This window comes from Mesorhizobium tamadayense (assembly GCF_003863365.1).
In the GTDB taxonomy this organism is placed as follows: Bacteria; Pseudomonadota; Alphaproteobacteria; order Rhizobiales; family Rhizobiaceae; genus Mesorhizobium; species Mesorhizobium tamadayense.
On the sequence record NZ_RQXT01000001.1, the window covers coordinates 116067 to 140739 of the forward strand.

Annotated in this window: 25 protein-coding genes; 10 read left to right on the forward strand and 15 right to left on the reverse strand. The window is 64.8% G+C overall.

Annotation, left to right across the window (positions count from 1 at the left end; genetic code table 11):
• Positions 1-65 precede the first annotated feature (65 nt).
• Together upp and EH240_RS00675 are read right to left on the reverse strand one after the other, a co-directional pair.
• Positions 66-695, reverse strand: a complete 630-nt coding sequence (gene upp / locus EH240_RS00670) for a uracil phosphoribosyltransferase (RefSeq protein ID WP_124995490.1) — start codon at positions 693-695, stop codon at positions 66-68.
• A 125-nt stretch (positions 696-820) separates the two neighbouring features.
• Positions 821-1795 (reverse strand): adenosine deaminase, encoded by a 975-nt coding sequence (locus tag EH240_RS00675; RefSeq protein ID WP_124995491.1) that lies wholly within the window; start codon positions 1793-1795, stop codon positions 821-823.
• A 168-nt stretch (positions 1796-1963) separates the two neighbouring features.
• On the opposite strand from EH240_RS00675, the gene ubiE reads away from it, so the two are divergent.
• From ubiE to coaBC, 3 genes are all read left to right on the forward strand, one after another.
• Entirely contained in the window at positions 1964-2740 is a 777-nt protein-coding gene (ubiE, locus tag EH240_RS00680; RefSeq protein WP_124995492.1) for a bifunctional demethylmenaquinone methyltransferase/2-methoxy-6-polyprenyl-1,4-benzoquinol methylase UbiE, read from the forward strand.
• Between the two features lie 42 nt (positions 2741-2782).
• Positions 2783-4357, forward strand: coding sequence for a 2-polyprenylphenol 6-hydroxylase (gene ubiB / locus EH240_RS00685; protein ID WP_124995493.1), 1575 nt, complete (start codon positions 2783-2785; stop codon positions 4355-4357).
• Positions 4358-4431: 74 nt separating this feature from the next.
• Positions 4432-5925 carry a bifunctional phosphopantothenoylcysteine decarboxylase/phosphopantothenate--cysteine ligase CoaBC gene (gene coaBC, locus EH240_RS00690; RefSeq protein ID WP_206075212.1) on the forward strand — a complete coding sequence of 498 codons (1494 nt, stop codon included), beginning with the start codon at positions 4432-4434 and terminating at the stop codon, positions 5923-5925.
• On the opposite strand, the gene EH240_RS00695 is transcribed toward coaBC, so the two are convergent.
• The 7 genes from EH240_RS00695 to EH240_RS00725 form a co-directional block, all read right to left on the reverse strand.
• Positions 5922-7373: an MFS transporter gene (locus EH240_RS00695; protein ID WP_245435798.1), complete on the reverse strand. Its 1452-nt coding sequence runs from the start codon at positions 7371-7373 to the stop codon at positions 5922-5924. The two genes, coaBC and EH240_RS00695, sit on opposite strands and share 4 nt — an antisense overlap.
• 341 nt (positions 7374-7714) lie before the next feature.
• Positions 7715-8188 carry a DUF992 domain-containing protein gene (locus EH240_RS00700; RefSeq protein ID WP_124995495.1) on the reverse strand — a complete coding sequence of 158 codons (474 nt, stop codon included), beginning with the start codon at positions 8186-8188 and terminating at the stop codon, positions 7715-7717.
• Between the two features lie 305 nt (positions 8189-8493).
• Entirely contained in the window at positions 8494-9345 is an 852-nt protein-coding gene (locus EH240_RS00705) for a tetratricopeptide repeat protein (RefSeq protein ID WP_124995496.1), read from the reverse strand.
• Between the two features lie 135 nt (positions 9346-9480).
• Entirely contained in the window at positions 9481-9744 is a 264-nt protein-coding gene (gene rpsU / locus EH240_RS00710; RefSeq protein ID WP_124995678.1) for a 30S ribosomal protein S21, read from the reverse strand.
• A 179-nt stretch (positions 9745-9923) separates the two neighbouring features.
• Positions 9924-10310, reverse strand: coding sequence for an SET domain-containing protein (locus EH240_RS00715; RefSeq protein ID WP_124995497.1), 387 nt, complete (start codon positions 10308-10310; stop codon positions 9924-9926).
• A 110-nt stretch (positions 10311-10420) separates the two neighbouring features.
• A complete protein-coding gene (locus EH240_RS00720) occupies positions 10421-11179 on the reverse strand; it encodes an SDR family oxidoreductase (protein WP_124995498.1) in 759 nt (252 codons plus the stop codon).
• Between the two features lie 104 nt (positions 11180-11283).
• On the reverse strand, positions 11284-11652 hold the full coding sequence (locus EH240_RS00725) for a YrdB family protein (RefSeq protein WP_124995499.1): 369 nt from the start codon (positions 11650-11652) through the stop codon (positions 11284-11286).
• Between the two features lie 224 nt (positions 11653-11876).
• Here EH240_RS00725 and EH240_RS00730 point away from each other — a divergent pair, with 224 nt between their 5' ends.
• The 5 genes from EH240_RS00730 to EH240_RS00750 all read left to right on the forward strand — a co-directional run bounded on the left by EH240_RS00730 (position 11877) and on the right by EH240_RS00750 (position 17461).
• Positions 11877-13130, forward strand: a complete 1254-nt coding sequence (locus tag EH240_RS00730) for a sarcosine oxidase subunit beta (protein ID WP_124995500.1) — start codon at positions 11877-11879, stop codon at positions 13128-13130.
• 64 nt (positions 13131-13194) lie between these two features.
• Positions 13195-13491, forward strand: a complete 297-nt coding sequence (locus EH240_RS00735) for a sarcosine oxidase subunit delta (protein WP_124995501.1) — start codon at positions 13195-13197, stop codon at positions 13489-13491.
• Entirely contained in the window at positions 13488-16478 is a 2991-nt protein-coding gene (locus tag EH240_RS00740) for a sarcosine oxidase subunit alpha (protein ID WP_124995502.1), read from the forward strand. The genes EH240_RS00735 and EH240_RS00740 overlap by 4 nt, the downstream gene beginning before the upstream one ends.
• Positions 16471-17049: a sarcosine oxidase subunit gamma gene (locus EH240_RS00745; protein WP_124995503.1), complete on the forward strand. Its 579-nt coding sequence runs from the start codon at positions 16471-16473 to the stop codon at positions 17047-17049. The genes EH240_RS00740 and EH240_RS00745 overlap by 8 nt, the downstream gene beginning before the upstream one ends.
• Before the next feature lie 175 nt (positions 17050-17224).
• Entirely contained in the window at positions 17225-17461 is a 237-nt protein-coding gene (locus EH240_RS00750; protein ID WP_124995504.1) for a hypothetical protein, read from the forward strand.
• Positions 17462-17656: 195 nt separating this feature from the next.
• On the opposite strand, the gene EH240_RS00755 is transcribed toward EH240_RS00750, so the two are convergent.
• From EH240_RS00755 to EH240_RS00775, 5 genes are all read right to left on the reverse strand, one after another.
• Complete coding sequence (locus EH240_RS00755) at positions 17657-17896, reverse strand: DUF680 domain-containing protein (protein WP_124995505.1); 240 nt, start codon at positions 17894-17896, stop codon at positions 17657-17659.
• A 178-nt stretch (positions 17897-18074) separates the two neighbouring features.
• Positions 18075-18719: a TetR/AcrR family transcriptional regulator gene (locus EH240_RS00760; protein ID WP_124995506.1), complete on the reverse strand. Its 645-nt coding sequence runs from the start codon at positions 18717-18719 to the stop codon at positions 18075-18077.
• Positions 18720-18912: 193 nt separating this feature from the next.
• Positions 18913-19971, reverse strand: coding sequence for a phosphotransferase family protein (locus tag EH240_RS00765; RefSeq protein ID WP_124995507.1), 1059 nt, complete (start codon positions 19969-19971; stop codon positions 18913-18915).
• Positions 19968-20453 carry a MaoC family dehydratase gene (locus EH240_RS00770; protein WP_277816115.1) on the reverse strand — a complete coding sequence of 162 codons (486 nt, stop codon included), beginning with the start codon at positions 20451-20453 and terminating at the stop codon, positions 19968-19970. Before EH240_RS00770 ends, EH240_RS00765 begins: the two co-directional genes overlap by 4 nt.
• A gap of 33 nt (positions 20454-20486) precedes the next feature.
• Positions 20487-21302, reverse strand: coding sequence for an SDR family oxidoreductase (locus EH240_RS00775; RefSeq protein ID WP_124995508.1), 816 nt, complete (start codon positions 21300-21302; stop codon positions 20487-20489).
• Positions 21303-21420: 118 nt separating this feature from the next.
• Here EH240_RS00775 and EH240_RS00780 point away from each other — a divergent pair, with 118 nt between their 5' ends.
• Positions 21421-22662 carry an acyl-CoA dehydrogenase family protein gene (locus EH240_RS00780; protein WP_124995509.1) on the forward strand — a complete coding sequence of 414 codons (1242 nt, stop codon included), beginning with the start codon at positions 21421-21423 and terminating at the stop codon, positions 22660-22662.
• Between the two features lie 5 nt (positions 22663-22667).
• Positions 22668-23705, forward strand: coding sequence for a zinc-binding dehydrogenase (locus EH240_RS00785; protein ID WP_124995510.1), 1038 nt, complete (start codon positions 22668-22670; stop codon positions 23703-23705).
• 112 nt (positions 23706-23817) lie between these two features.
• Here EH240_RS00785 and EH240_RS00790 read toward each other — a convergent pair whose 3' ends face one another.
• Positions 23818-24645, reverse strand: a complete 828-nt coding sequence (locus EH240_RS00790; RefSeq protein ID WP_124995511.1) for a MurR/RpiR family transcriptional regulator — start codon at positions 24643-24645, stop codon at positions 23818-23820.
• Positions 24646-24673: the final 28 nt, after the last annotated feature.

Consider the following 24673-nt stretch of genomic DNA (forward strand, 5'->3'; position numbering starts at 1 on the left):
TGTTTTCAGCTTTAACGCGCGCCGGGACCGAGGTGTTTCGTAAACGAGCGGTTAAGAAAAAGCGCTCACTTGGTCCCGTACATGCGGTCGCCGGCGTCGCCGAGGCCAGGCATGATGTAACCCTTCTCATTCAACTGACGGTCGATCGAAGCGGTGAAGATCGGCACATCCGGGTGCGCCTTGGTGAAGCGATCGATGCCTTCGGGCGCCGCGAGCAGGCAGAGGAAGCGGATGTTGGTGGCGCCGCGCCCCTTCAGCTTGTCGATTGCCGCAATCGCGGAATTGGCTGTCGCCAGCATCGGGTCGACGACGATCACTAGACGGTCGGCAAGGTCGCTTGGCGCCTTGAAGAAATATTCGATCGCCTCCAGCGTCTCGTGGTCGCGGTAGAGGCCGATATGGGCGACGCGCGCCGCCGGCACCAGGTCGAGCAGGCCTTCGAGCAGGCCGTTGCCGGCGCGCAGCACGGAGGCGAAAACCAGCTTCTTGCCCTCCAGCGTCGGCGCCTCCATCTCCTCGATCGGGGTCTCGATGGTGGTGGTGGTCAGTTCGAGGTTGCGGGTGACCTCGTAGCCAAGAAGCAGCGAGATCTCCCGCAGCAGCCGCCGGAAGCCGGCCGTCGAGGTCTCCTTCTTGCGCATGATGGTCAGCTTGTGCTGGACAAGGGGGTGGTCGACGACGGTGACGCCCTGCATGGTCTGCTCCCGTGAATGGTGAATAGTGAATAGTGAATAGTGAGCAGGTTTGCGAGTCCGGACAGGTCGATGATCGCAGTTGACAGGCCGAAACGCCGGCGAACCATCCATTCACCATTCACCATTCACCGGCCTTTGACGTCGAGCCGGCTCAACAGCATTGCTTTGGTCTTCCGGTCGACGAAGGCCGCATCGATGGCCGTTCTGGTGACGGCGGTAAGCGCCTTGTCGTCCATCGCGAAGTGCTCGGCGGCGATGTCGTATTCGCGCTTCAGCGAGGTCCAGAAATAGGGTGGGTCGTCGGAATTGAGCGTCACCTTGCAGCCGGCCGCGCGCAACGCCGGGAAGGGATGGTCGGCGAAACTGTCGAACACCTTGAGCGCGATGTTGGAGCCGGGGCAGCATTCCAGCACCACGCCCTCGGCGGCGATGCGACGAACGAGGTCGGGGTTTTCGATGGCGCGCACGCCATGGCCGATGCGGGCGGGGCGGATGTGATCGAGCGCCGCAGCCACACTTTCCCAGCCCATCAACTCGCCGGCATGGATGGTGATGCCGAGTCCGGCCTCGCGCGCGATCTCGAAGGCGCGCACATAATCCTCGAAATCGCCGATGCGCTCGTCGCCGGCAACGCCGAAGCCGGTGACCAGCGGGTGGCCGCAGCGGGCCGCGAAGCGCGCAGCCTGCTCGATCGCCTCGACGCCGATATGGCGCACGCCGGTGACGATCATGCGTCCTTCGATGCCGGTCCTGGCCTTGGCGCGAGCCATGCCTTCGCCCAGCGCATCCGTGTAGGCCTTGGGCGACAGGCCGGCCTTCTTGGCATGATCCGGCGAGGTGAAGACCTCGGAATAGATGGCGCCGTCGCGGGCGAGGCTGGTCAGGTAATGATCGGTCAGACGGGCGTAGTCCTCCTCGGTGCGAAACAGGTCGGAGGCGAAGTCGTAGGCCGCGAGGAAAGAGCTGAAATCGTGCCAGACGAAGGAGCCGTTCTGGATATAGGGCGAAGGATCCTTGCCGTATTTGCGGGCCTGGCTGACAACAAGGTCGGGTGCCGCTGCCCCTTCGATGTGGCAGTGCAATTCGGCTTTCAAAATCATGCGGCCATCCCGTCCAGTATTTTGTTCTCGCCCGGTTTCCGGGCGGAAAATCATGCAAGACCCTGCCCGAACCCATGTCGAAGGCGCGGCCGAAAACCGCGCCTTCGACAATAGCGTCGGCCCCATCGATCGGCTATGGTCCCGCCGGTTTTATGGCGGATCAAAATAATGTCAGTTGAGAGAACCACGGCCGCGGGCGGCATGGAAACCTCCTATGGGTTCAGGAGGGTAGGCGCAGGCGACAAGCAATCCCTCGTCAACGACGTCTTCCATAAGGTGGCCGATCGCTACGACCTCATGAACGACCTGATGTCGGGCGGGTTGCACCGGCTGTGGAAGGACGCGATGGTCGCGTGGCTCAATCCACCGAAGCGGCCGGGCTGGAAGGTGCTCGACGTAGCCGGTGGCACGGGCGACATCGCCTTCCGCATCATCGAGGCAAGCCAGCGCCAGGCGCATGCGACAGTCCTCGACATCAATGGGTCGATGCTCGAAGTCGGCCGCGACAGGGCCGAGAAGAAAAGCCTCTCGCAAAACACGGATTTCGTCGAGGCCAATGCCGAAGCGCTGCCGTTCGAGGACGGCACGTTCGACGCCTATACGATCGCCTTCGGCATCCGCAACGTGCCACGCATCGATGTGGCGCTGAGCGAAGCTTTTCGCGTGCTGAAGCGCGGCGGGCGGTTCCTTTGCCTGGAGTTTTCCGAGGTCGACATGCCGCTGCTCGACAAGGTCTACGAAGCCTGGTCGTTCAACGCCATCCCCAAAATCGGCAAGGCGGTGACCGGCGACGGCGAGCCCTATTCCTACCTGGTGGAATCGATCCGCAAATTCCCCAACCAGGTGAATTTTGCTTCCATGATCGCTCGGGCGGGCTTCGATCGCGCCACCTTCCGCAACTATTCGGGCGGCATCGCCGCCATTCATTCGGGCTGGAAGCTTTGAGGCCGGAAGCATTGAGGCAGGCCAGGCGATGAGCAGCGTCCGATGACCAGCATTGGCGCCGCTTTCCGGCTCGCCAGGGCCGGCTGGGTGTTGGTCCGCGAGGGCGTCGTCGCGGCGCTGCCCGGCGAAGAGCTTTCCGGCATGCCGAAGCTCGGCTGGCGGCTTGCCAAGCTGCTGACCCGCCGCCGCGCCAGGAGCCATCGGCGCGGCGACCGGCTGGCGCAGGCGGTGGTGCGGCTGGGGCCATCCTACGTCAAGCTCGGCCAGTTCCTCGCCACGCGGCCCGACGTCGTCGGCAACGACATGGCGGTCGACCTTGCGCTGCTGCAGGACAAGATGCACACCTTCCCGAAAACGGAAGCGATCGCGGCAATCGAGGCATCGCTCGGGCGCAGCATCGGCGATCTCTACGCAAGCTTCGGCGAGCCGGTCGCGGCCGCTTCGATCGCCCAGGTGCACGGCGCCGAAGTCGTTCGTGAAGGGAAGGCTTCACGGGTGGCGGTGAAGGTCATCCGACCCGGCGTGCGCCATCGCTTCTTCCAGGATCTCGAGAGCTATTTCCTCGCGGCCCGCCTGCAGGAGAAGTACATTCCCTCGTCGCGCCGCCTGCGGCCGATCGAGGTGACCCAAACGCTGGCGCAGACCACCAAGGTGGAAATGGACATGCGGCTCGAGGCTGCCGCGTTTTCCGAGCTCGCTGAAAACACGAAAGACGATCCCGGGTTTCGCGTGCCGGCGGTCGACTGGGAACGAACCGGCCGCGACGTGATCACCATGGAGTGGATCGACGGCACCAAGATGAACGATCTTGTCGGTCTTGCCTCGGCCGGCCACGATCTCAAGGCGATTGCCGCGAACCTCGTCCAGGCGTTCCTGCGCCACACGCTGCGCGACGGCTTCTTCCATGCCGACATGCATCCGGGGAACCTGTTCGTCGAGCCGGACGGCACCATCGTCGCCGTCGATCTCGGCATTGCCGGGCGGCTCGGCAGGAAGGAGCGTCGCTTCCTGGCCGAGATCCTCTACGGCTTCATCGTGCGCGACTATCATCGCGTCGCCGAGGTGCATTTCGAGGCCGGCTACGTGCCGCGCCAGCACAATGTCTCGGCCTTCGCGCAGGCGATCCGCGCCATAGGCGAGCCCATCCACGGCCAGTCGGCCGAGACCATCTCGATGGCCAAGCTGCTGACGCTGCTGTTTGAGGTCACCGAGCTTTTCGACATGGCGACGCGGCCGGAACTGATCCTGCTGCAGAAAACCATGGTCGTGGTCGAAGGCGTCGCCCGCACGCTCGATCCGGCTTTCAACATGTGGAAGACCTCCGAGCCTGTGGTGAGCGACTGGATCGCCAGCAATCTCGGTCCGCGCGGCATGCTGACCGATGCGCGCGACGCAGGCAAAGCGCTGGTGGCGCTGGCGAGGCAGGCGCCGGACATCGCGACCCGCACCGAGCGGCTATCGCGCGAAATCGACCTGATGGCAGAACATGGGCTGCGCTTCGATGAGGCGACCGCGCACGCCATCGGCAAGGCCGAAGCGCGCCACACCCGCTCCGGCCGCGTCGCGCTTTGGGTGATCGCGCTGACGCTGCTCTACATTGCCTGGAAGCTGCTCTGATTGCTTGCAATGCTAGCATCAAAATTGCTAGCATTGCATGCACCACCGTGCTATTGACGGCGAGGAGCGGAATCATGGGCACCATTACTGTCCGCAATCTGGCTGACGACGTGAAGCAGAGATTGCGCGAACGTGCCGCGGCGCGCGGCGTGTCGATGGAAGAAGAGGCGCGCGACGCCCTCGCCAAAAGCGTTCTGTCCGCGGGAGCGGACACCGCGCCCGAGGGCGAGACCCTTTATGCGGCGATCCGCGGCTTAGTCGAGCCGCATGGCGGTTTTGATGTTGAGCTGCCACGACGAAGCCAATCTCCGGGCAGCCAACCCGCGGAAACGCACAACACCCTCTCCGGCAAACGCATCCTGCTCATCATCGGCGGCGGCATCGCTGCCTACAAGGCGCTCGACCTGATCCGGCGCCTGCGCGAACGGGGCGTCGCGGTCAGGGTCGTCATGACATCAGCCGCGCAGGAGTTCGTCACCACGCTTTCGGTCGGCGCGCTTTCGGCCGACCATGTCTTCACCGAGCTGTTCGACCGCAATGACGAGCACGATGTCGGCCATATAAGGCTGTCGCGCGAGGCCGACCTGCTGGTCGTGGCGCCGGCGACGGCCGACCTGATGGCGAAGCTTGCCAACGGCCATGCCAACGACCTCGCCTCGACGGTGCTTTTGGCCACCGACAAGAAGGTGCTGATGGCGCCGGCGATGAACCCGAAAATGTGGTCGCATCCGGCGACGCGCCGCAACCGGGCGACCCTGCAGAAGGATGGCATCGCCTTTGTCGGCCCTGCCAGGGGCGAGATGGCTGAGAGCAACGAGGCGGGCGAGGGCCGCATGGCCGAGCCGCTGGAAATCGTGGCCGCGATCGAGGCCATGCTCGACCAAAAGCCGAAGCCGCTCGCAGGCCGCAGGATCATCGTCACCTCGGGGCCGACGCATGAGCCGATAGATCCGGTGCGCTACATCGCCAACCGCTCCTCCGGCAAGCAGGGCCACGCGATCGCGGCCGCACTTGCGAAGCTCGGCGCCGACGTCCGGCTGGTTTCCGGTCCGGTCAACATCGCCGACCCCGCCGGCGTCAAGACTACCCATGTCGAGACCGCGACTCAGATGAAGGAAGCGGTCGAGGGCCTTTTGCCGGCGGACGCGGCGGTGTTCGTCGCCGCCGTCGCCGACTGGCGCACGGCGAACGCTGCCGGCGAGAAGATCAAGAAGGTGGCGGGCGAGGGGCCGCCTTCGCTCAAGATGGTCGAGAATCCCGATATCCTGGCCGGCGTCGGACACCACAGCCGGCGGCCGGGCCTCGTCGTCGGCTTTGCCGCCGAAACGCAGGATCTCGTCGGCAACGCCGAAGCCAAGCTCAGGAAGAAAGGCGCCGATCTCATCGTCGCCAACGACGTCTCGCATGAGAGCGGCATCGGCCCGTCGGGGGTGATGGGCGGCGACCGCAACAAGGTGCGCATCGTCTCCAGGACCGGCGTCGAGGAATGGCCGGAAATGGGCAAGGATGAGGTGGCGGCACGGCTTGCCGCGATGATTGCCGAGCGGCTGAAAACGATCGTGGTTTAACCGGCCGCTTCCTGCGGCCGCATGACCGGCAGCGCGATCCGCAGCGCAGCGACGCAGCCCAGGATCCCAAGCGGTACGAAGGCCAGAAACAGCCAGCCGGCGACGCCGGCGGCCGCTTCGCGGTTCAGGCCTTCCGAAAAGCCGCTGGCGTTGGCGACGATGCCGGCAAGGGCCGCGCCCACCGCGTAACCGATGCGCTGCATGGTCGGCACCGCGGCCGACGCGATCGTCTGCTCGCCCTCGCGGGCCGAGGCGACGATGACGCGCGTCAGGAACGGCCAGCAAACGCCGAAGCCGCCGCCCTGCAGCAGGGCGCAGGGCAGGATCAGCGGGATCGAGCCTGCGGGGATGGTGTAGGCGAAACCGGCGAGGCCGGAGGCGATCATCAGCGCGCCGATGACGATGATCAGTCTTTCGCGTTCCAGCGGCGCATTGGCGATGACGATCGACAGGATCGACCAGGCGATGGATTCGGCGGCGATGATGTAACCGGTCGTCAGGATCGGAATGCCGTGCAGCGTGGTCAAGAGCAGCGGCCCGTAAATGGTGAAGGTGCAGGTGGCCACGGAGAATGCCGCAACCATCGTCATGCCGGAGCCGAGCGGCGAGCGCCAGGAGAACAAAGGCGACGGGAACAGGCGCGAGCGCGGCCTGAGGGTATCGATGCGGAAGAACAGTGCCAGGCCGATCAGGCCGAGGAGGAGCAGCAACGACGAGCGCAACAGGGCGATGTCGATGCCGGCGGCGGCGATCAGCACCACGCTGAGAGCGAGACAGGCGAGCGCCGGATAGGGGAAAGACGGCGCCGCGCCGCTGCCCGCCTGCGGCCTGGTTGCTTCGTGCGTGTTCAGCACGATGAAGCTTGCCAGCGCCATCGCCGCGCCGCCGAAGGTGAAGACGCCAAAGGCCCAGCGCCACGACAGGAACTCGGTCATGATCGCGCCCAGCATCGGGCCGCTGAAGGCGGCGACGCCCCAGATCGCGGACATGATGCCGAAGAGCTGCGGCCAGATGTTGCGCGCAAACAGCCGCTCGACCGAGACGAAGGCCAGCGACACGAGCGCGCCGCCGCCAAGGCCCTCGACTAGGCGTCCGGCGAGGAATAGCGGCATGGAAGGCGCCGTGGCGCAGATCAGCGCGCCAGTTGCGTAAAGCAGGGCGGCGACCATCATGTTGGAGCGCAGCGCGACATAGCTGACCAGCCGGCCGGCTGCGGCGCCGGCGACAATGGCGCCGAGCTCGTAGATCGCCAGCGACCAGCCGACCAGGTGCACGCCCGCCAGCTCGCCGACCATGGCCGGCATCACCGTAGCCACCATCGTCTCATTGGTGGCATGCAGCAGGATGCCCAGGCTGACGAAGCAGAAGCGCGCCAGGTCGCCGCTCGGCCACAGCGCCCGCCAATCCACCCTGTTGTTGGCCACCTTGTTGCCGCTTGCTGCCGTCACGTCGATCTCCTGCTTGTTTTTCCGCAACCCCATCAGCGTTGCGAACGAGGCGCCAGATCCAGTTCGGCAGGGCTTGTAGAACCTCAAGCGCAGTTGAGCTCAAGAGGCTTTCTCGCGGATTTCGAGGCGTGGGCGGGCTGCGATTTGCGCATAAAGCGCGTCGCGCTGAAACGGATTCAGGCGACGCGCTTTAGGTCTTTGTTTTTATGCATGTCGTTTTCGCAAAACCGCTGCACACTTTTGCGCGACATGCATTAGGCATCCGGCTCCCCAAAAGCGCTCGGCCCGGAACAGGTGTTCCGGGCCGGGCGCAGCGCAACCGGATTTGGAAAGCCGAAGCTTCACTTGTAGGAGTGGACGAGATCCAGCGAGGCCACCGCGACGGCCAGATTGACACCGGTCTGCGCCTGGACGCTGAGCGGCTCCAGCATGAAGGCGCCGTCCAGTCCGCCGACCAGAAGATTGGCGCCGCCGCCGGTCACGACGCTTGCCTCGGCGTTGACGCCATAATAGCTGCCGGCGAGGTCGCCCGCGTCATGGCTGCGCGTGGCGGCAAGCACCGCCCAGACGAGCTGGCCCTGATGCGTCTTGCCGACATCGACGCCGAGCTTGGACATCATGCCCGTGTAGATCTCGGACGGCCCGTGATGGGAGGGGCGGAAGACGCAGGAAACGCCCTTGTTGGAGGTGATGACGTAACCGACGCCACCGTCGATGGTGCAATCGAGCGTGCCGAGCCGGAGCGTGCCGGCGCTGACGGGAAAGGCGAGGACCGTTGTTGAAAGCGCGGCGGCACAGGCAAGTGTCTTGATCATTGGAAAGGTCCTTTCGCAAACTGGCCTCGGTTAACGGCCGAGGTGCTGGAGCGTTCCGCCGAAAACTTGGCGCGAGCATGGCAAGCGGTGACGCATTGCCGTTGGCGGTTAACGGATCGCTAGCGTGTCGGGACGGCAAAGCGGTCCAGCAGAATCAGCAAGCAAAAGCGGCGCGCGGCGCGCCGGCTAGAGTGGTTCACCGTTTCACGGAAACGCCGAACCGCTCTATCTCTTTGTTTTTACGCAATTCCGGACGGAAAACCGTTGCACACTTTTCCTGGAATTGCTCTAGCGCCGGCGGCGGATCAGCTGGCGCCGGCGGAGGTGCGGGAAAGGCCGTCCTTGGCCGGTTGGTAGTTCGGGTCGAGGTGGACCGCCTCGCGATACGACTTGGCAGCCCTTACCTTGTCGCCGCGCCGCTCGTAGATCAGCGCCTGGTTGGCCCAGGCCTCCGCGTTCTTGCCGTCGAGCTTGATGGCCATGTTGAAGTCGGCGAAGGCGTTGTCCTCGTCGTTCATGGCGAGATAGGACAGGCCGCGGCCGTTGTAGGGCTCGGCGGCATCCGGCGCCAGCGAGATCGCGGTCGAGAAATCCTCGATGGCAAACTTGTGCTGGCCCTGGCTCTGATAGATCAAGCCGCGGTTGTGGTAAGCGCGGGCATCGGTCGTGTCGAGCTGGATCGCCTTCTGGAAATCGTTGAAGGCGTCCTGGGTGCGACCCGCCTTGCGATAGAGATTGCCGCGGCCGATATAGGCGGCATCGTAGTTGGCGTTGATCTGGATCGAGCGGTTGTAGTCGGCGAGCGCGGCTTCCTGGTTGCCGAGGAAGCGCTGGATGAGCGCGCGGTTCGAATAGGCCTGGTAGAAGTTCGGATTGAGCTGGATGGCGGTGTCGAAATCCTTGAGCGCCGCCTGGTATTGGCCGCCGCGGCCATAGGCCGAGCCGCGCACATTATAGCCTTCGGGATCCTGCGGATTGCGCTGGATCACCGCCGACAGCGAAGAGATGTTCTCGCTCGAGCCTTGCGCCTTGTCGATATTGGTGAACTCGCCAGTCGGGGCCGTCTGGCATGCTGCAAGGGTCAGGCCCGAAAGCAGGGCCGCCGTCAGGGCGAAGCCGCGAAAAGCGGTTCTGCGCTCCACGGTAATTGCGTTCATCTCAGTCCTCACTGGCGCCGCGCCGTCAGGTCCGTTCCCTCTCCGAACCGTCTCGAATGCATAAACAAAAAGGTGGCGGCGATTCCGCATCGCGCCACCCTCGGTATCCTTCGAAAAGGACGAAAAATTGGCGTATCAGCGCGGCGAACGCGATGCGCCGGCACCACCAGCCGGAGCCGGGCGCGGGGTCATCGGCAGCAGGCCCTCGCGCTGGGCGCGCTTGCGGGCCAGCTTGCGGGCGCGGCGCACGGCTTCCGCCTTCTCGCGGGCACGCTTCTCGGACGGCTTCTCGTAGTGACCGCGCATCTTCATTTCGCGGAAAATACCTTCGCGCTGCATCTTCTTCTTCAGCGCGCGAAGCGCCTGATCAACGTTGTTGTCGCGGACGAGTACCTGCACGGGCAATCCTGTCTTCGAGTTTGAAATCAACAGGCATACGGTCATAGCCATAATGCCTCCGCGGCGGGTTGCACCGCGAATTGTGGCGGCTGATAGCAGAATCAGGCCGCCCTGTCCACTGCCGAATGAGCGGCGGAGGAGCAAATCGCAAGCGCGCCGCCATCGGGGCGGCGCTCGACCTAAGCCATCGCCAGATGGAGGCGGGCGAAATCCTCGAAGAACTCGCCGTAGTCGCAGGTGATTTCCTCGGCGGCCGCGATATTCCGGATGGCGGTGGCGCCGCCATATTGCGAGAAATCCGTGTTCGGCCGCTCGGAATGGTTCATGAAGCGGCCATTGTCGACCTCATAGACCATGAAGCCCGGACGATCAGGGCTCGGATAGGCATAGCGGTCGAGCAGTTCCTTCAGATGCGGCGGCGCGGCCTCATATTTTTCCATCGGGATCAGCCGGTCGAAATCGAGGTCGAGCCGCCAGATAGAGGCGCCTTTCCCGATCGGCTCGGCAGCGAAAACGCCGACGCCTTCGATGGCGCTCTGGGCGATATAGGTTTTGATCAGCAGCATCGTTCCGGTCCGTCTTTTGACGAGAAAACGGAATCGTCAAATCGGACTGGAATGCAAGGCCCGCATCGCAATATTTCAGCGGTTGAGCACGTCGTCCGCGATCAACCGGATCACGTCCGGTTGATCGAGACGCCGCCATCGGCAAACAGTGCGGTGCCGGTGGTGAAGCTCGAGGCGTCGGAGGCAAGGTAGAGCGCCGAGCGGGCAATCTCTTCCGGCCGGGCCACACGCTTCAAGGCATGGAGGTTTTCGACGAATGTCCGCGATTCCGGCGTCTTGAACGTCGCCGCGGGTGTATCGGTGCCGCCCGGCAGGAGCGCGTTGACGCGAATGGCTTTCGGCCCGTATTCGGCGGCAAGCACCTGCGTCAATCCGATCAGGCCCGCCTTGCTCGCCGCGTAGCCGGTCATGCCGGGCATGCCGACGGTGTGGCCGACAAAGGTGGAGGTGAAGATCAGCGAACCGCTACCCCGCTCGATCATCGCCGGCACCTGGTATTTCGCGCCAAGAAACGCGCTGGTGAGATTGGTATCAAGCGTCTCGCGCCAGCCCTCCAGCGACAGGTCGGAAATCGACCCCATCTCACCGACGGCTCCGACATTGTTGAAGGCGATGTCGAGGCCGCCGAACCTTTCAACCGCCAGATCGACGAGGGCCTTTGCGTAGGTTTCGTCCCTGACGTCGCCGGCAAGGGCGACAGCGGTGCCGCCGGCCTCCGCGATCTCGGCGACCAGCGTGTCGAGCTCAGCCTGGCGGCGCGCCGCCACGACAAGGCCGGCGCCGTGCGCGGCGAACAACTTGGCTGTGGCGCGGCCAATGCCGGAACTGGCGCCGGTGACGATGGCGACCTTGCCTGCGAGTGCGAACATTTTCTGCATCCTCTGCTTGGGCGTCGGCCTTGCCGACAATCGGATGCTTGGTCGCAGGTCGGGCCGCCGCGAGCCACCCGATCCCTGCAAAGGGCCATGGCTGACTATTGTTTTAGAAGCCAACCGAGGCGATCGAGTGAAAATGCGTAGCTCACGACGATCAACAGAGCGACGATGATGGCCGTGGTCGTGTACGTGGCCGCATAGAATCCGATCGCGCCGCCGAACAGGATAGCCAGTTCCAGCACCAGCCGCACTGCGCCGGGGACCGGGATCGGCGCGCGCCCCGACCGGCTTGGATCGTTCAGAACCGCGAAGGTTCCCCAGAGAGTCGCCGCAATGAGCGGCACGACCGGCGCGGCAACCCAGCGCCATACTCCGCTAGAGAGACTCCAGCCGGCCATGCCGAGGCCGAGCAAAGCGGCAAGTTCCAGCAAAAAGCGCAATGTCAGATTCCACAGGGCGCTACCCACCCCCTTGTACTCCCATTGTTGGGTACTCCCATTGTTTGGACGCCAGGAATAATGGTCGAAGCTAGTCCCATCAACCAGCGCGCATGCAACTTTTCGTCACGGCGCAAAACGGCAAGCACCGTCGCAAACAGCGCAAGGATGGCAGCTCGGTTTCGCTAGTGATACACCTCGCGTGACGGGAGAGGCCCGGACGACATCCGCGATTTTTGGCGCGAGGCTATAACGTGAAGAAATACTCGGTATTCGCCATTGCCCGCGAGGCGATGCGCGGCCACAAGGGCTGGGAAGAACAGTGGACCTCGCCCGAGCCGAAGAAGGAATACGACGTCATCATCGTCGGTGCCGGTGGCCATGGCCTCGCCACGGCCTACTATCTGGCGACCGAGCACGGCATCACCAATGTCGCGGTGCTGGAAAAGGGCTGGCTCGGCGGCGGCAACACCGGCCGCAACACCACCATCATCCGCTCCAACTATCTCTATGACGAGAGCGCCGGCATCTACGATCATGCGCTGAAGTTATGGGATGGGCTGAGCCAGGAGCTCAACTACAACGTCATGTATTCGGCGCGCGGCGTCATGATGCTCGCCCACAATGTGCACGACGTCCAGGTGCTGAAGCGCCATGTGCACGCCAATCGCCTCAACGGCATCGACAATGAATGGCTGACGCCGGAGCAAGCGAAGGAATTCTGTCCGCCGCTCAACATTGCCAGGGAGGCGCGCTATCCGGTGGTCGGCGCGGCGCTGCAGCGACGCGGCGGCACGGCGCGCCACGATGCGGTCGCCTGGGGCTATGCGCGCGGCGCCTCGGCGCGCGGCGTCCATATCATCCAGAACTGCGAGGTCACCGGCGTCAAGCGCGCGGCCAATGGCGCCGTCAGCGGCGTCGAGACGACGCGCGGCTTCATCGGCGCCAAGAAGATCGGCGTGGTCGCCGCTGGCCATTCCTCGGTCATCATGAACATGGCCGGCGTGCGCATGCCGCTCGAAAGCTATCCGCTGCAGGCGCTGGTGTCGGAGCCGGTCAAGCCGGTCGTGCCTTGCGTGGTGATGTCGAACACCGTGCACGCCTATATCTCGCAGTCCGACAAGGGCGAGCTGGTGATCGGCGCCGGCACCGACCAGTATGTCTCTTATTCGCAGACCGGCGGCCTGCACATCCTGCAGCATACGCTCGACGCCATCTGCGAGATGTTCCCGATCTTCACGCGCATGAAGATGCTGCGCTCGTGGGGCGGCATCGTCGACGTCACGCCGGACCGCTCGCCGATCCTGGCGAAGACGCCGGTCAAGGGCCTCTATGTCAATTGCGGCTGGGGCACGGGCGGCTTCAAGGCGACACCGGGTTCAGGCAATGTCTTTGCCCACACCATCGCAAAAGACGACCCGCACCCGATCAACGCGCCCTTCACCCTCGAGCGCTTCCGCACCGGCCGTCTCATCGACGAAGCGGCGGCGGCTGCGGTGGCGCACTGATGCCTGTCGAGAAGCTTTGCGACCAACCGGCCATCGGCAACGGCGAATTGTAGGAACAAACAGAATGCTTCTCATCCGCTGTCCCTATTGCGAGGAAGAGCGCCCGGAACTCGAGTTCCGCAACGCCGGCGAGGCACATATCGCGCGCTCGACCAACATTGCCGGCGAGAGCGACGACGATTTCGAGAAATTCTTCTTCATCCGCTCGAACCCGAAAGGCGTCATCTATGAGCGCTGGCGGCACATCCATGGCTGCGCGCGCTTCTTCAACGCCGTGCGCGACACCGTCACCGACAAGTTCGTCATGACCTACAAGGCCGGCGAGCCGAAGCCTGCGAAGCTGCCTGGAGCCTCGAAATGAACGCCGCCTTCCGCATTCCCGGCGCCGGGCGTCTCAGACAGGCGACGGCTTCCTTCAGCTTCGACGATAAGTCCTATGTCGGCATCGACGGCGACACGCTCGCCTCGGCGCTGCTCGCCAACGGCGTCCATCTCGTCGGTCGCTCGTTCAAATATCACCGGCCGCGCGGCTTCCTGTCGGCCGGCGCGGAAGAGCCGAACGCGCTGGTGCAGATCGTGCGCGACGACGCGCGCAAGACGCCGAATGTGCGGGCGACTGTGCAGGAGCTCTATGATGGGCTCACGGCCCATTCGCAGAACCGCTGGCCCTCGCTCGCCTTCGACGTCGGCGCGGTCAACGACATCGCCTCGCCGCTGTTTTCGGCCGGCTTCTACTACAAGACCTTCATGTGGCCGAAGTCGGCATGGAAGAACCTTTACGAGCCGAAGATCAGGGCGGCGGCCGGCCTCGGCGTTTCTCCTGACCGGCCGGACCCCGACCACTATGCCGCGCGCTACGCGCATTGCGAGGTGCTGGTGCTGGGCGGCGGTGCCGCCGGCATCGCCGCGGCGCTTGCCGCGGCCGAAACCGGCGTCAGGGTGATCCTCGCCGACGAGCAGGCCGAATTCGGCGGCAGCCTGCGCTTCGAGAGCGGCGCTAAAATCGAGGGCGAGGACGGCTTTGCCTGGGCGCAAGGCGCGATCGCCAAGCTCAAGGCGATGGACAATGTCCACGTGCTGCCGCGCACGACGGCTTTCGGGTATTACGCGCAGAACTTCGTCGGGCTCGTCGAGCGAGTCAGCGACCATCTCAAGAGCCCCGGCCGAGAGCTGGCGCGCGAGCGCCTGTGGCAGGTCCGCGCCAGGCGCGTCGTGCTGGCGACCGGTGCCATCGAGCGCCATATGGTATTCGCCGACAACGACCGTCCAGGCATCATGCTGGCCTCGGCCGCGCGAACATACCTCAACCACTATGGCGTCGCGGTCGGCAGGAATGTCGGCGTCTACACCGCCAACGACTCGGCTTACGCGGCCGCGATCGACCTCAAGAAGGCCGGCGTCAATGTCGCGGCAATCGTCGACCTGCGCGACAACCCGACCGGGCCGGTGATCGACGAGGCAAGGGCGCTCGGCATCGAGATCAATTTCGGCCGGGCGGTGATCCGGGCCGGCGGCAAGCTGCGGGTGTCGTCGATGACCGTGCAGCCGAAGAACGGCGGCGGCGAGCGCACCATCCCGGTCGATGCCATCCTGATGTCGGCCGGCTGGACGCCGTCGGTGCATCTGTTCTCGCAGTCGCGCGGCAAGGTCGCCTTCAACGAGGAGACGCGGCGTTTCGTGCCGGGGACTTATGCGCAGGACTGCGTCTCGGTCGGCGCCTGCAACGGCACCGACGGGCTGGCCGCAACGATCGACGAGGCCTACGCGGCCGGCGCCAAGGCGGCGAAAGACGCCGGCGGCAGGGCCGGCAAGAGCGCCAAGCCGAAGGTCGATGCCAGCGAGAGCTGGTCGCGCGGCATGCTGGGCGCCGCCCCGGGCGCCGGACCGGACACTACCGTCAAGGCCTTCGTCGACTTCCAGAACGACGTCACCGCCAAGGACATCCGCCAGGCGGTGCACGAAGGCATGCACTCGATCGAGCACGTCAAGCGCTTCACCACCAACGGTATGGCCACCGACCAGGGCAAGACGTCGAACATGCACGGACTTGCCATTGCCGCCGAGACGCTGGGCAAGCCGATCCCGCAGGTCGGCCTCACCACCTTCCGCGCGCCCTACACGCCGGTGACCTTCGGCTCGATCGTCGGACACGCGCGCGGAGCGCTGTTCGATCCGACGCGCCGAACCGCAATCCATCCATGGGCCGCCGCCCAAGGTGCTGTGTTCGAGGATGTCGGCCAGTGGAAGCGCGCCTGGTACTTCCCCAAGGCCGGCGAGGACATGCACGCCGCCGTCGACCGCGAATGCGTGACGGTGCGAAAAGTGGCCGGCCTGTTCGATGCCTCGACGCTCGGCAAGATCGAGGTGGTCGGGCCGGACGCGGCCAAGTTCATGGAACTGCTCTACACCAATCCGTGGGAGAAGCTGGAGCCCGGCCGCTGCCGCTACGGCATCATGCTGCGCGAGGACGGCTTCATCTATGACGACGGCGTCGTCGGCAGGCTGGCGCCCGACCGCTTCCACGTGACGACGACGACCGGCGGCGCGCCGCGCGTCATGCATCACATGGAGGACTACCTCCAGACCGAGTTCCCGCATCTCAATGTCTGGCTGACCTCGATCACCGAGCAGTGGGCGGTGATCGCGGTGCAGGGACCAAAATCCCGCGATATCATCGCCCCGCTGGTCGAAGGCATCGACATGTCGGACGAGGCGCTGCCGCATATGTCGGTGCGCGAGGGCAAGATCTGCGGCGTGCCGACGAGGCTGTTCCGCATGTCGTTCACCGGCGAGCGCGGCTTCGAGGTCAATGTGCCGGCCGACTACGGCGAGGCGGTCTGGGAAGCTCTGTGGGCCGAGGGCCAGAAGCACGGCACATGTGCCTACGGCACGGAAACCATGCACGTGCTGCGTGCCGAGAAGGGCTACATCATCGTCGGCCAGGACACCGACGGCACAGTGACGCCGAACGATGCCGGGCTCGACTGGGCGGTCGGCAAGAAGAAGACCGACTTCGTCGGCATTCGCGGCATGGCGCGGGCGGATCTCGTCGCCAAGGGCCGCAAGCAGCTCGTCGGTCTCAAGACCAAGGACCCGAAAGTGGTTTTGGAAGAGGGCGCGCAGATCGTCGACGATCCGAAACAGGCGATCCCGATGAAGATGATCGGCCACGTCACCTCCAGCTACTGGTCGGAGAATTGCGGGCGCTCGATCGCGCTGGCGCTGGTGGCCGGCGGCCGCGACCGCATGGGTCAGACGCTCTATGTGCCGATGCCGAACGGCACGATCGAGGTGGAGGTCACCGGCATGGTGTTCGTCGACGAGAAGGGAGAGCACCTCAATGGCTAAGGCTGCCGCCAAGACAAAAGTCGTCGAAGCATCGGTCGAGCGGCGTCCCGCACTTGCCGGCCGCGCGCTGTCGGCGCCGGGCGTCAAGGTCGAGATGCTGCCGCCGGCCGAACGCATCTCGCTGCGCGCGCCGCAGGCTTCGCTCGCCGCGCTCTCCAAGGCGCTCGGCTTGACGCTGCCGACGAAGCCGAAGACCTCGGCCGCCAAGGGCGGTCGCACGGCGCTGTGGCTCGGGCCGGACGAATGGCTGGTCATCGACGAGGCCGGCAACGATCCGCTGGCCGACTGCGCCAAGGTCTCGGCGCTGCATTCGGCCGTCGGTATCTCGCATCGCAACGTCGCGATCTCGGTCACCGGGCCGGCGGCCGCCGTGACGGTCAATTCCGGTTGCCCGCAAGACCTGTCGCTCGGAGCGTTCCCGGTCGGGACGGCGTCGCGCACCATCCTCGGCAAGGCTGAGATCGTGCTGTTGCGCTCCGCGGAAGACACGTTCCGGGTCGAGTGCTGGCGTTCCTTCTCGGACTATGTCTTTACTTTGCTGTCGGAAGCGGCGAGCGACGCGGCGAACTGAGGTCTATACAGCGCCCCGATTGCCCGAAGGGGCGCTGCGGGAACCATCACCGATCCGCCCCGTTGTTTGCGACCGGAGCGGCGTGGCGTTTCATGATTCGCCGACGTTCCTGGCATTTGTATCGACGCAATTCCGCTGCGCACTTTTCTCGGAATTGCTCCGAGGGAGAAAGCCGATGCCGTCCAAATCCGCGCCGAAGTCGCCCAAAAAGACAGCGGCGGTCCGCTCGCTGGAGAAGGAGCGGCATCGCGAGATCGAGGACGAAGAACTCGAGGAGGGCCTCGAGGATACCTTTCCGGCCAGCGATCCGGTGTCGATCACCGGAACGTCCATTTCCGGCGCTCCGGCAAAGTCTGATAAGGCCCCCAGTAAGGCAAAGACGGTGCCTGGAACGAAACCGCGCAAGAAGTAACGCCGTCGCGGCAGGCAATCGGACTTCAGGCGAAACGCAAAAGGGCGGCCAGATGCCGCCCATTCCCGGTTTGAGGCCCTATGGAAAGTGACTGGGAAGCAGGTCGCGTGAAAAAGGATTCACGCGACCTGCTTAGGTCTTTGATTTTAAGCATGTCTTTGTCCCGAAACCGCTGCACACTTTCGGGGACATGCTTTAGAGGCCAGGCACGAACCACGGGTTGACGTCGATGCCGAGCCGCGGGCCCTTGGTGGCCTGGGTCTTGACGGCGTCGGCCTTTTCGACCGAGCCGGTCGCGGTGCAGTCGAGCGCCACATTGGTGTGGGTCTGGACGCAAGCGGCAGAGGAGGCGTGCTTGGCCGGCTGGTTCGCGCCGGCGAAAGCGGCACCCGAGAAGGCGAGCACGGCAGCGAGTGCGAGAATCGTCTTTTTCATCTTCCGTCTCCGGTAATCTGTCCGTACATGTACGATGCGACGTACAAATACGGTTAACGGAAGCTGAATTCAAGAGGGATTTTGTACGCGTACGACAAATTTTCTTGAACGCAGGAATTCGCCGCAGCGAATCAAGCGATTGGGGTGACACGGAGACGGCTAGGCTAGGGAGCAGCCGTCAGCAGTTGACGGGTGTTTCGGTGAGCGGGGGGATGTCCTGCGCCGACAACGAGGCCAGCGTGAAGTCGCACATCCGCTTCACATAGGCCTGGGGATCGCCGAACGGATAGAAGGGAAAGGTGATCAGCAGCGAGATCGTGCCGTGGCCGACGGTCCACAGCATGGTGGCGATGGCGCGCGGGTCGCCCTTGAGCTTGCCGGCGGCAACACAGGCCTCGACCCTTTTGATCAGCACCTTCATCGCCGGGTTGCCCTCTTCCATCTCCTCGTAGCTGCGGCCTTCCGGCAGCTTGGTCTTCTCGGTCATGAAGACGGTGCGATATTCGTTGGGATTGCCGAGCCCGAAGGCGGCATATTCGGTCATCACCGCCCGCAATGCCTCAACGGGATCGTCGGAGGGGTGCTCCTCGATGCGCCGGGCAAGCGTCTCGAAGGCATCTTCAGCCAGCGCGAACAGGATGTCCTGTTTGTCGGCGAAGTAGGAATAGACCGACATCGGCGCGTAGCCGACCCGCTTGGCGAGTTTGCGGATGGTAAGCCCTTCGTAGCCTTCTTCCTGGACGAGCTTGTGGGCCGCGTCGACCAGTTCGGAGCGAAGCTCGGCTTTCTGTTTCTCGCGGCGTTTTTGAACGCTCAGCGGCAATGTCCGCCTGCCTTTGTGGTTGGTTGCCTGACGAAATTATATACGCTGTACGGAAACGGACAAGGGAGCGGCCTGGTTCCCCAAGGTACGCCCTAACGCATTGTTCCAACCGCCAAGCACCTTTCCTGGAATTGCTCAGATCGCGCCCATGCCGACAGCGCAAGCGCGTGGCCCATTGCCCGGCTCTCCCTATTCAAATCTTCTTGTCGATCAGGTCCACTGCAAGCGCGGCGAGCAGCTTCACCGCCTCGCCGTAGGTCCTTGCCTTTTCCGGATTGGAGGCGTTGCCGTCCAGCGCGCGGCGGTAGACGCCCTGGCAGATCGCCGCCAGCCGGAAGAAGGAGAAGGCGAGGAAGAACGTCCAGTTGCCGACGCCGCCGATACCACGCCGGCGGCAATAGGCGGCGACATAGGCTTCTTCGGAGGGCAAGCCGATTGCTGCGCGGTCGACGCCGCCGAGGCCGCGAAAGCCGGAGGCATGCGGCAGCCGCCACTGCATGCATTGATAGGCGAGGTCGGCAAAGGGATGGCCGAGCGTTGAAAGCTCCCAGTCGAGCACGGCAATGACCTTCGGCTCATCCTTGGCGAAAATCATGTTGTCCAGCCGGTAGTCGCCATGCACCAGCGAGACGCGGCCGCCATCGGCCGGCATGTGCGTTTCCAGCCAGGCAATCAGCCGGTCCATGTCGGCGATTACTTCCGTTTCGGAGGCGCGATACTGGCTCGTCCAGCGGGCGAGCTGGCGCTCGAAATAGCTGCCGGGCTTGCCGAAATCGCTTAAGCCCACGGCCTCCACATCGACGTCGTGCAGGGCGGCCAGCGTCGCATTCATGGCGTCGTAGATCGCGGCCCGCTCGTCATTGCCGGATGCGTCCGGCAGGGACGGATCCCAAAAGATGCGCCCGTCGAGGAACTCCATGACATAGAACATGCGCCCGATCGGGGAGTCTTCGCCGGACAGGTGCAGCATGCGCGGCACCGGCACGGCCGTGCCGGCAAGCGCCTGCATGACCCGGAATTCGCGGTCGACCTGGTGCGCCGATTTCAAGAGCTGTCCCGGCGGTTTGGCGCGCAGCACGTAGCGGCCGCTGGCGGCGGTCAGGAGATAGGTCGGATTCGACTGCCCGGACTTGAATTTCTCGATCGCGGAAAGTCCGGCAAAGCCCGAAATATGCGTTTCGAGGTATGGCGCAAGCGCCGACTTGTCGAGCTCAAGCGCCGACTTGTCGAGCGCGTTGGCGTCGCCACTCATGCGGTCTCGGGCTGGCGCTCGATCAGCGTGAGCGTCAGCCAGCGCGCGGTCAGCGCCGGCTTCTTCGATCCCTCGATCTCGATGGTCACGTCATGCGCCGTCTGCACCCAGCCAGACGGCCTGACCTTGACGTCGGCCAGGACGAAATGCGTGCGGATGCGCGAGCCGGTCTTCACCGGCGCCAGGAAGCGCAGCGTGTCGAAGCCGTGGTTGACGCCCATCTTGGTGTTCTCGATCGGCGGCATGGTCTCGAAGGTCATGGCCGACAGCAGCGACAGCGACAGGAAGCCGTGCGCGATGGTGCCGCCGAACGGCGTCTCGCGTGCGGCGCGCTCCGGATCGCAATGGATGAACTGGTGATCGTCGGTGGCGTCGGCGAACTGGTCGATCATGCGCTGCGTCACCGTGCGCCAGGGCGAGACGCCGACTTCCTTGCCGACGCTAGCCAGAAGCGTATCGAGACTGATCGGTTCCACGCTGATGTCCTCCGCAGCCCCGCCCTGATGGCGAGCGCCTTATTCCTTGAACAATGTCATCCCGTGCTGCACCGACTCGCCACCGTCGATCGGCAGGATGGCGCCTGTGACATAGCTTCCGGCACGGCTGCACAAATAGAGCGTTGCGCCGGCAATGTCATCCGCCACACCGATGCGGCCGAGCGGAACGTGGTTACCGACATGTTTCGCCTGCTCCTCGGTGGCGGTGGCAAAGGCCGTCATCCGGCTCTGGAACGGGCCGGGCGCAAAGGCATTGACTGTGATGCGGCGGGCGGCGAACTCGAGCGCCAGCGTGCGCGTCAGGTGATGCACCGCAGCCTTGGAGGCGGTGTAGGAGTAGGCATCATCGGCCAGCGGCTGTGTGCCCATCACCGAGCCCAGATTGATCACGCGGGCAGGATCCTCGTCGCTTGCGGCGGCATCGAGGAGCGGCAGGAGCTCGCGCGTCAGGTGGAAGACGGCGGTGACGTTGACGTCGAACACCTTGGCCCAGGCGTGATAGGGAAACTCCTCCAGCGGCGCGCCCCAGGAAATGCCGGCATTGTTGACCAGGATGTGCAGCCGGTCCGTGCGCAGCTTGACCTCCGCGACCAGCGCGGCGATGCCTGCTTCGCTGGACACGTCGCCGGCAAAGCCCTCGGCGCGGCCGGCGCCGCCCTGCGCGTTGAGCTCGCCGGCGACCCGGATGCAGTCCTCGCCCTTGCGCGAGGCGATCATCACGGTGGCGCCGGCCCGCACCAGTCCGGTCGCGATCATGCGGCCGATGCCGGTTGCGGCACCGGTCACAAGCGCTGTCTTGCCGGAGACCGAGAACAACTTGTCGAGATAGCTCATCGCATTCCTCCACGTGCCTCGTTCCGGCCGGAGCCGAAGGACTCGCGTTGACAAGGCTAGCCGAAGTACGGTCATCCTTGCCACGGGTAAAGATGCATCTGCGAAAGGGCCGGAACCGATGGCGGACATGAACCTCGGCATGACCGAGCGGCTGAGGCCGATCCATCAGCGCGTGGCCGCGATGGTGCGCGACGAGATCGCGCCGCTCGGCGAGGAGTTCCTCGCCGAGGTCGGCAGGAACGGCGACCGCTGGGCCTACACGGCCAGACAGACCGAGATCCTCGAAGGGCTGAAGAGGACGGCGCGGGAGCGCGGCCTGTGGAATTTCTGGCTCACCGATTCCAAGCGCGGCTACGGCCTGTCGACGGTCGAATACGCCTATCTGGCGGAGGAGATGGGCAGGGCGCATCTCGGCGCCGAGACCTTCAACTGCTCGGCGCCCGACACCGGCAACATGGAAGTGCTTGAGCGCTACGGCTCGGAACAGCATAAGCAACAATGGCTGGAGCCGCTGCTCGACGGCAGGATCCGTTCGGCCTATTTGATGACCGAGCCGGACGTCGCCTCATCGGACGCCACCAACATTTCGATGCGCTGCGAGCGGCGCGGCGACGATTATGTGCTGAACGGCGAGAAATGGTGGGCCTCGGGCGCCGGCGACCCGCGCTGCGCCATCTACATCGTCATGGTCAGGACAGGCTCGGACGAGGGGCCGCAGCATCGCCGGCATTCGATGATCCTGGTGCCGGCGGACAGCAAGGGCATCACCAAGCTCCGGCCCATGCAGGTCTATGGCGACGACGACGCGCCGCACGGCCATATGCATCTGAGGTTCGAGAATGTGCGGGTGCCGGCGGCGAACCTGATCCTCGGCGAGGGCAGGGGCTTCGAGATCGCGCAGGGGAGGCTGGGGCCTGGCCGCATCCATCACTGCATGCGCGCCATCGGCCAGGCCGAGATGGCGCTGGAGATGCTGTGCCAGCGCTCGGTGCGGCGCGAGGCTTTCGGCCAGCCGCTGGCCAAGCTCGGCGCCAATTTCGACATCATCGCCGAATGCCGCATGGAGATCGAGATGGCGAGGCTGCTCTGCCTGAAGGCGGCATGGATGATCGATCAGGGCGATGCGCGCGCCGCCGCGCCCTGGATCAGCCAGGTCAAGGTCGTCGCGCCACGCGTCGCGCTCAAGGTGACGGACGAGGCGGTGCAGATGTTCGGCGCGCAAGGCATCAGCCAGGACACGCCGCTCGCCCGTTCGTGGACGCATCTGAGAACCCTGCGGCTTGCCGATGGGCCGGATGCTGTGCACCGGCGGCAGGTGGCACGCGCCGAGCTCAGGAAATACACGCAGGAGAAGGTCTGACCACCGTGGCGCTTCCGTCGGAAATGAAGGCCTTGCTGCTCATCGGCGACGGCTACACCAAGACACCCTCGGCCGGCGTGCTGGAAGCGATGGAGCCCTATCTTCGGCCGGGCACTATCGCTGTGCCCGCGCCCGGCCCGACGCAGGCGCTGATCAAGGTCAGCCTCGCCCCGATCAACCCGTCCGATATCGTCTTCATCAAGGGGCAATACGGCCAGCCGCGCGTGAAGGGCCGGCCGGCAGGCTTCGAGGGCGTCGGCATCGTCGTCGCGACCGGTGACGACCCGTACGCAAAAAGCCTTGCGGGCAAGCGCGTCGCCTTCGCCACAGGCGTGTCGAACTGGGGTTCTTGGTCCGAATACGCGGTGGCGGAGGCGGCGTCTTGCATTCCGCTGCTCGACACCGTGCGCGACGAAGATGCTGCTGCGATGATCGTCAATCCGCTGACCGCGCTCGCGATGTTCGACATCGTCAAGCAGGAAGGCGAGAAGGCGTTCATCATGACCGCCGGCGCCAGCCAGCTTTGCAAGCTGATCATCGGCCTGGCGAACGAGGAAGGTTTTCGGCCGATCGTCACCGTGCGCCGCGACGAGCAGATGCCGCTATTGAAGGAACTGGGCGTCGCACATGTGCTCAACGAGAACGCGGCCGATTTCGAGGCTGCGCTGCGCGAGGTGCTGAATGCCGAGCAGCCGCGCATCTTCCTGGACGCAGTGACCGGGCCGCTGGCCTCGGCCATCTTCAGCGCCATGCCGAAACGTTCGCGCTGGATCGTCTATGGAAGGCTCGATGTGGAGCCTACGGTGATCCGCGAGCCCGGCCAACTGATCTTCCAGCACAAGCGCATCGAGGGCTTCTGGCTGGCCGAATGGATGCGTGCGTTTCGCGACCGGATCGGCCCGGCCGTGCTGGCAGCGCAGAAGCGCTTTTCCGACGGGCGCTGGTCGACCGACGTGACGGCGGTGGTGCCGCTGGACGAGGCGATGGTAAAGTTGCCTGCGGAACTGGCCAAGCCCAATGGGAAGGTGTTCATCAAGCCGTGACTTTGCCCTGCCCCTTGCAGGGAGGATCGGCGAAAGACCATGGTCTTTCGCCGGGGGTGGGGGCCTGGCAGGACGGTTGCCGTGAACGCTCCGCCATTCTCCGAACCTGCGGTCAACGCAGGCTCTCCAGGTCGCGGATGCGCTTGGCGCCGGCGGCTTCGAGCTGCCGCGTGACCGCGCCGATCAGCGTTTCGGCGACGACGAAGAGGGCGGCGGACGAATCCCAGGCCGAAGGCACGGCGGTACGCCCGGCGATCACATGGCGGGCGAAGCGGGCGATCGGCGAAAGCCACTGGTCGGTGAAGAGCACGATCTGCACGCCGCGATCATGCGCTTTCTCGGCGAAGCGGAGCAGGCTCTCCTGGTAGCGCCTTATGTCGAAGATCACCAGCACGTCGCGCTTGCCCATGTCGATCAGCCGGTCGCGCCAGATGCTCTCCTGGCCGGCGAGGTGGTAGACGTCCGGCTGGATGATGGCGAGGTGGGCGGCCATGTAGCGCGCCAGCGGGTCAGTGAAGCGGCCGCCGATCAGGAAGGTCTTGCCGCGGCGCTCGGCAAGTGTCGCGGCGATGTCGGCCAGCTGCTTGTCGGACAGGTGCCGGAACGTCTCGCGCATGTTGTCGAGCGTCGCCTCCAGCATCGGCGAGACAGCACCGCCGCCGGGCGACGCCGGATTGAGGGTGCGCGATGCGGGAGACTGCAATTGCGCAGCCAGCTCATCCTGCAGCGCCGACTGGAATTCGGGATAGTTCTGGAAGCCCAATCTCGCGACGAAACGCAGGATCGTCGGTGATGAAACCCCCGCCGCCGTCGAGAACTCGGCCACCGTCTTCAGCCCGGTCAGCGGATAGTTGGCAATCAGCGTCTGCGCGGCGCGGCGCTCGCCCGCCGGCATGGCGCCGATGCGGTCCGAGATCAGTTCGGCAATGCTGGAAATCATCGTTTTCCCCACCCTTGGCCCGGTCGAC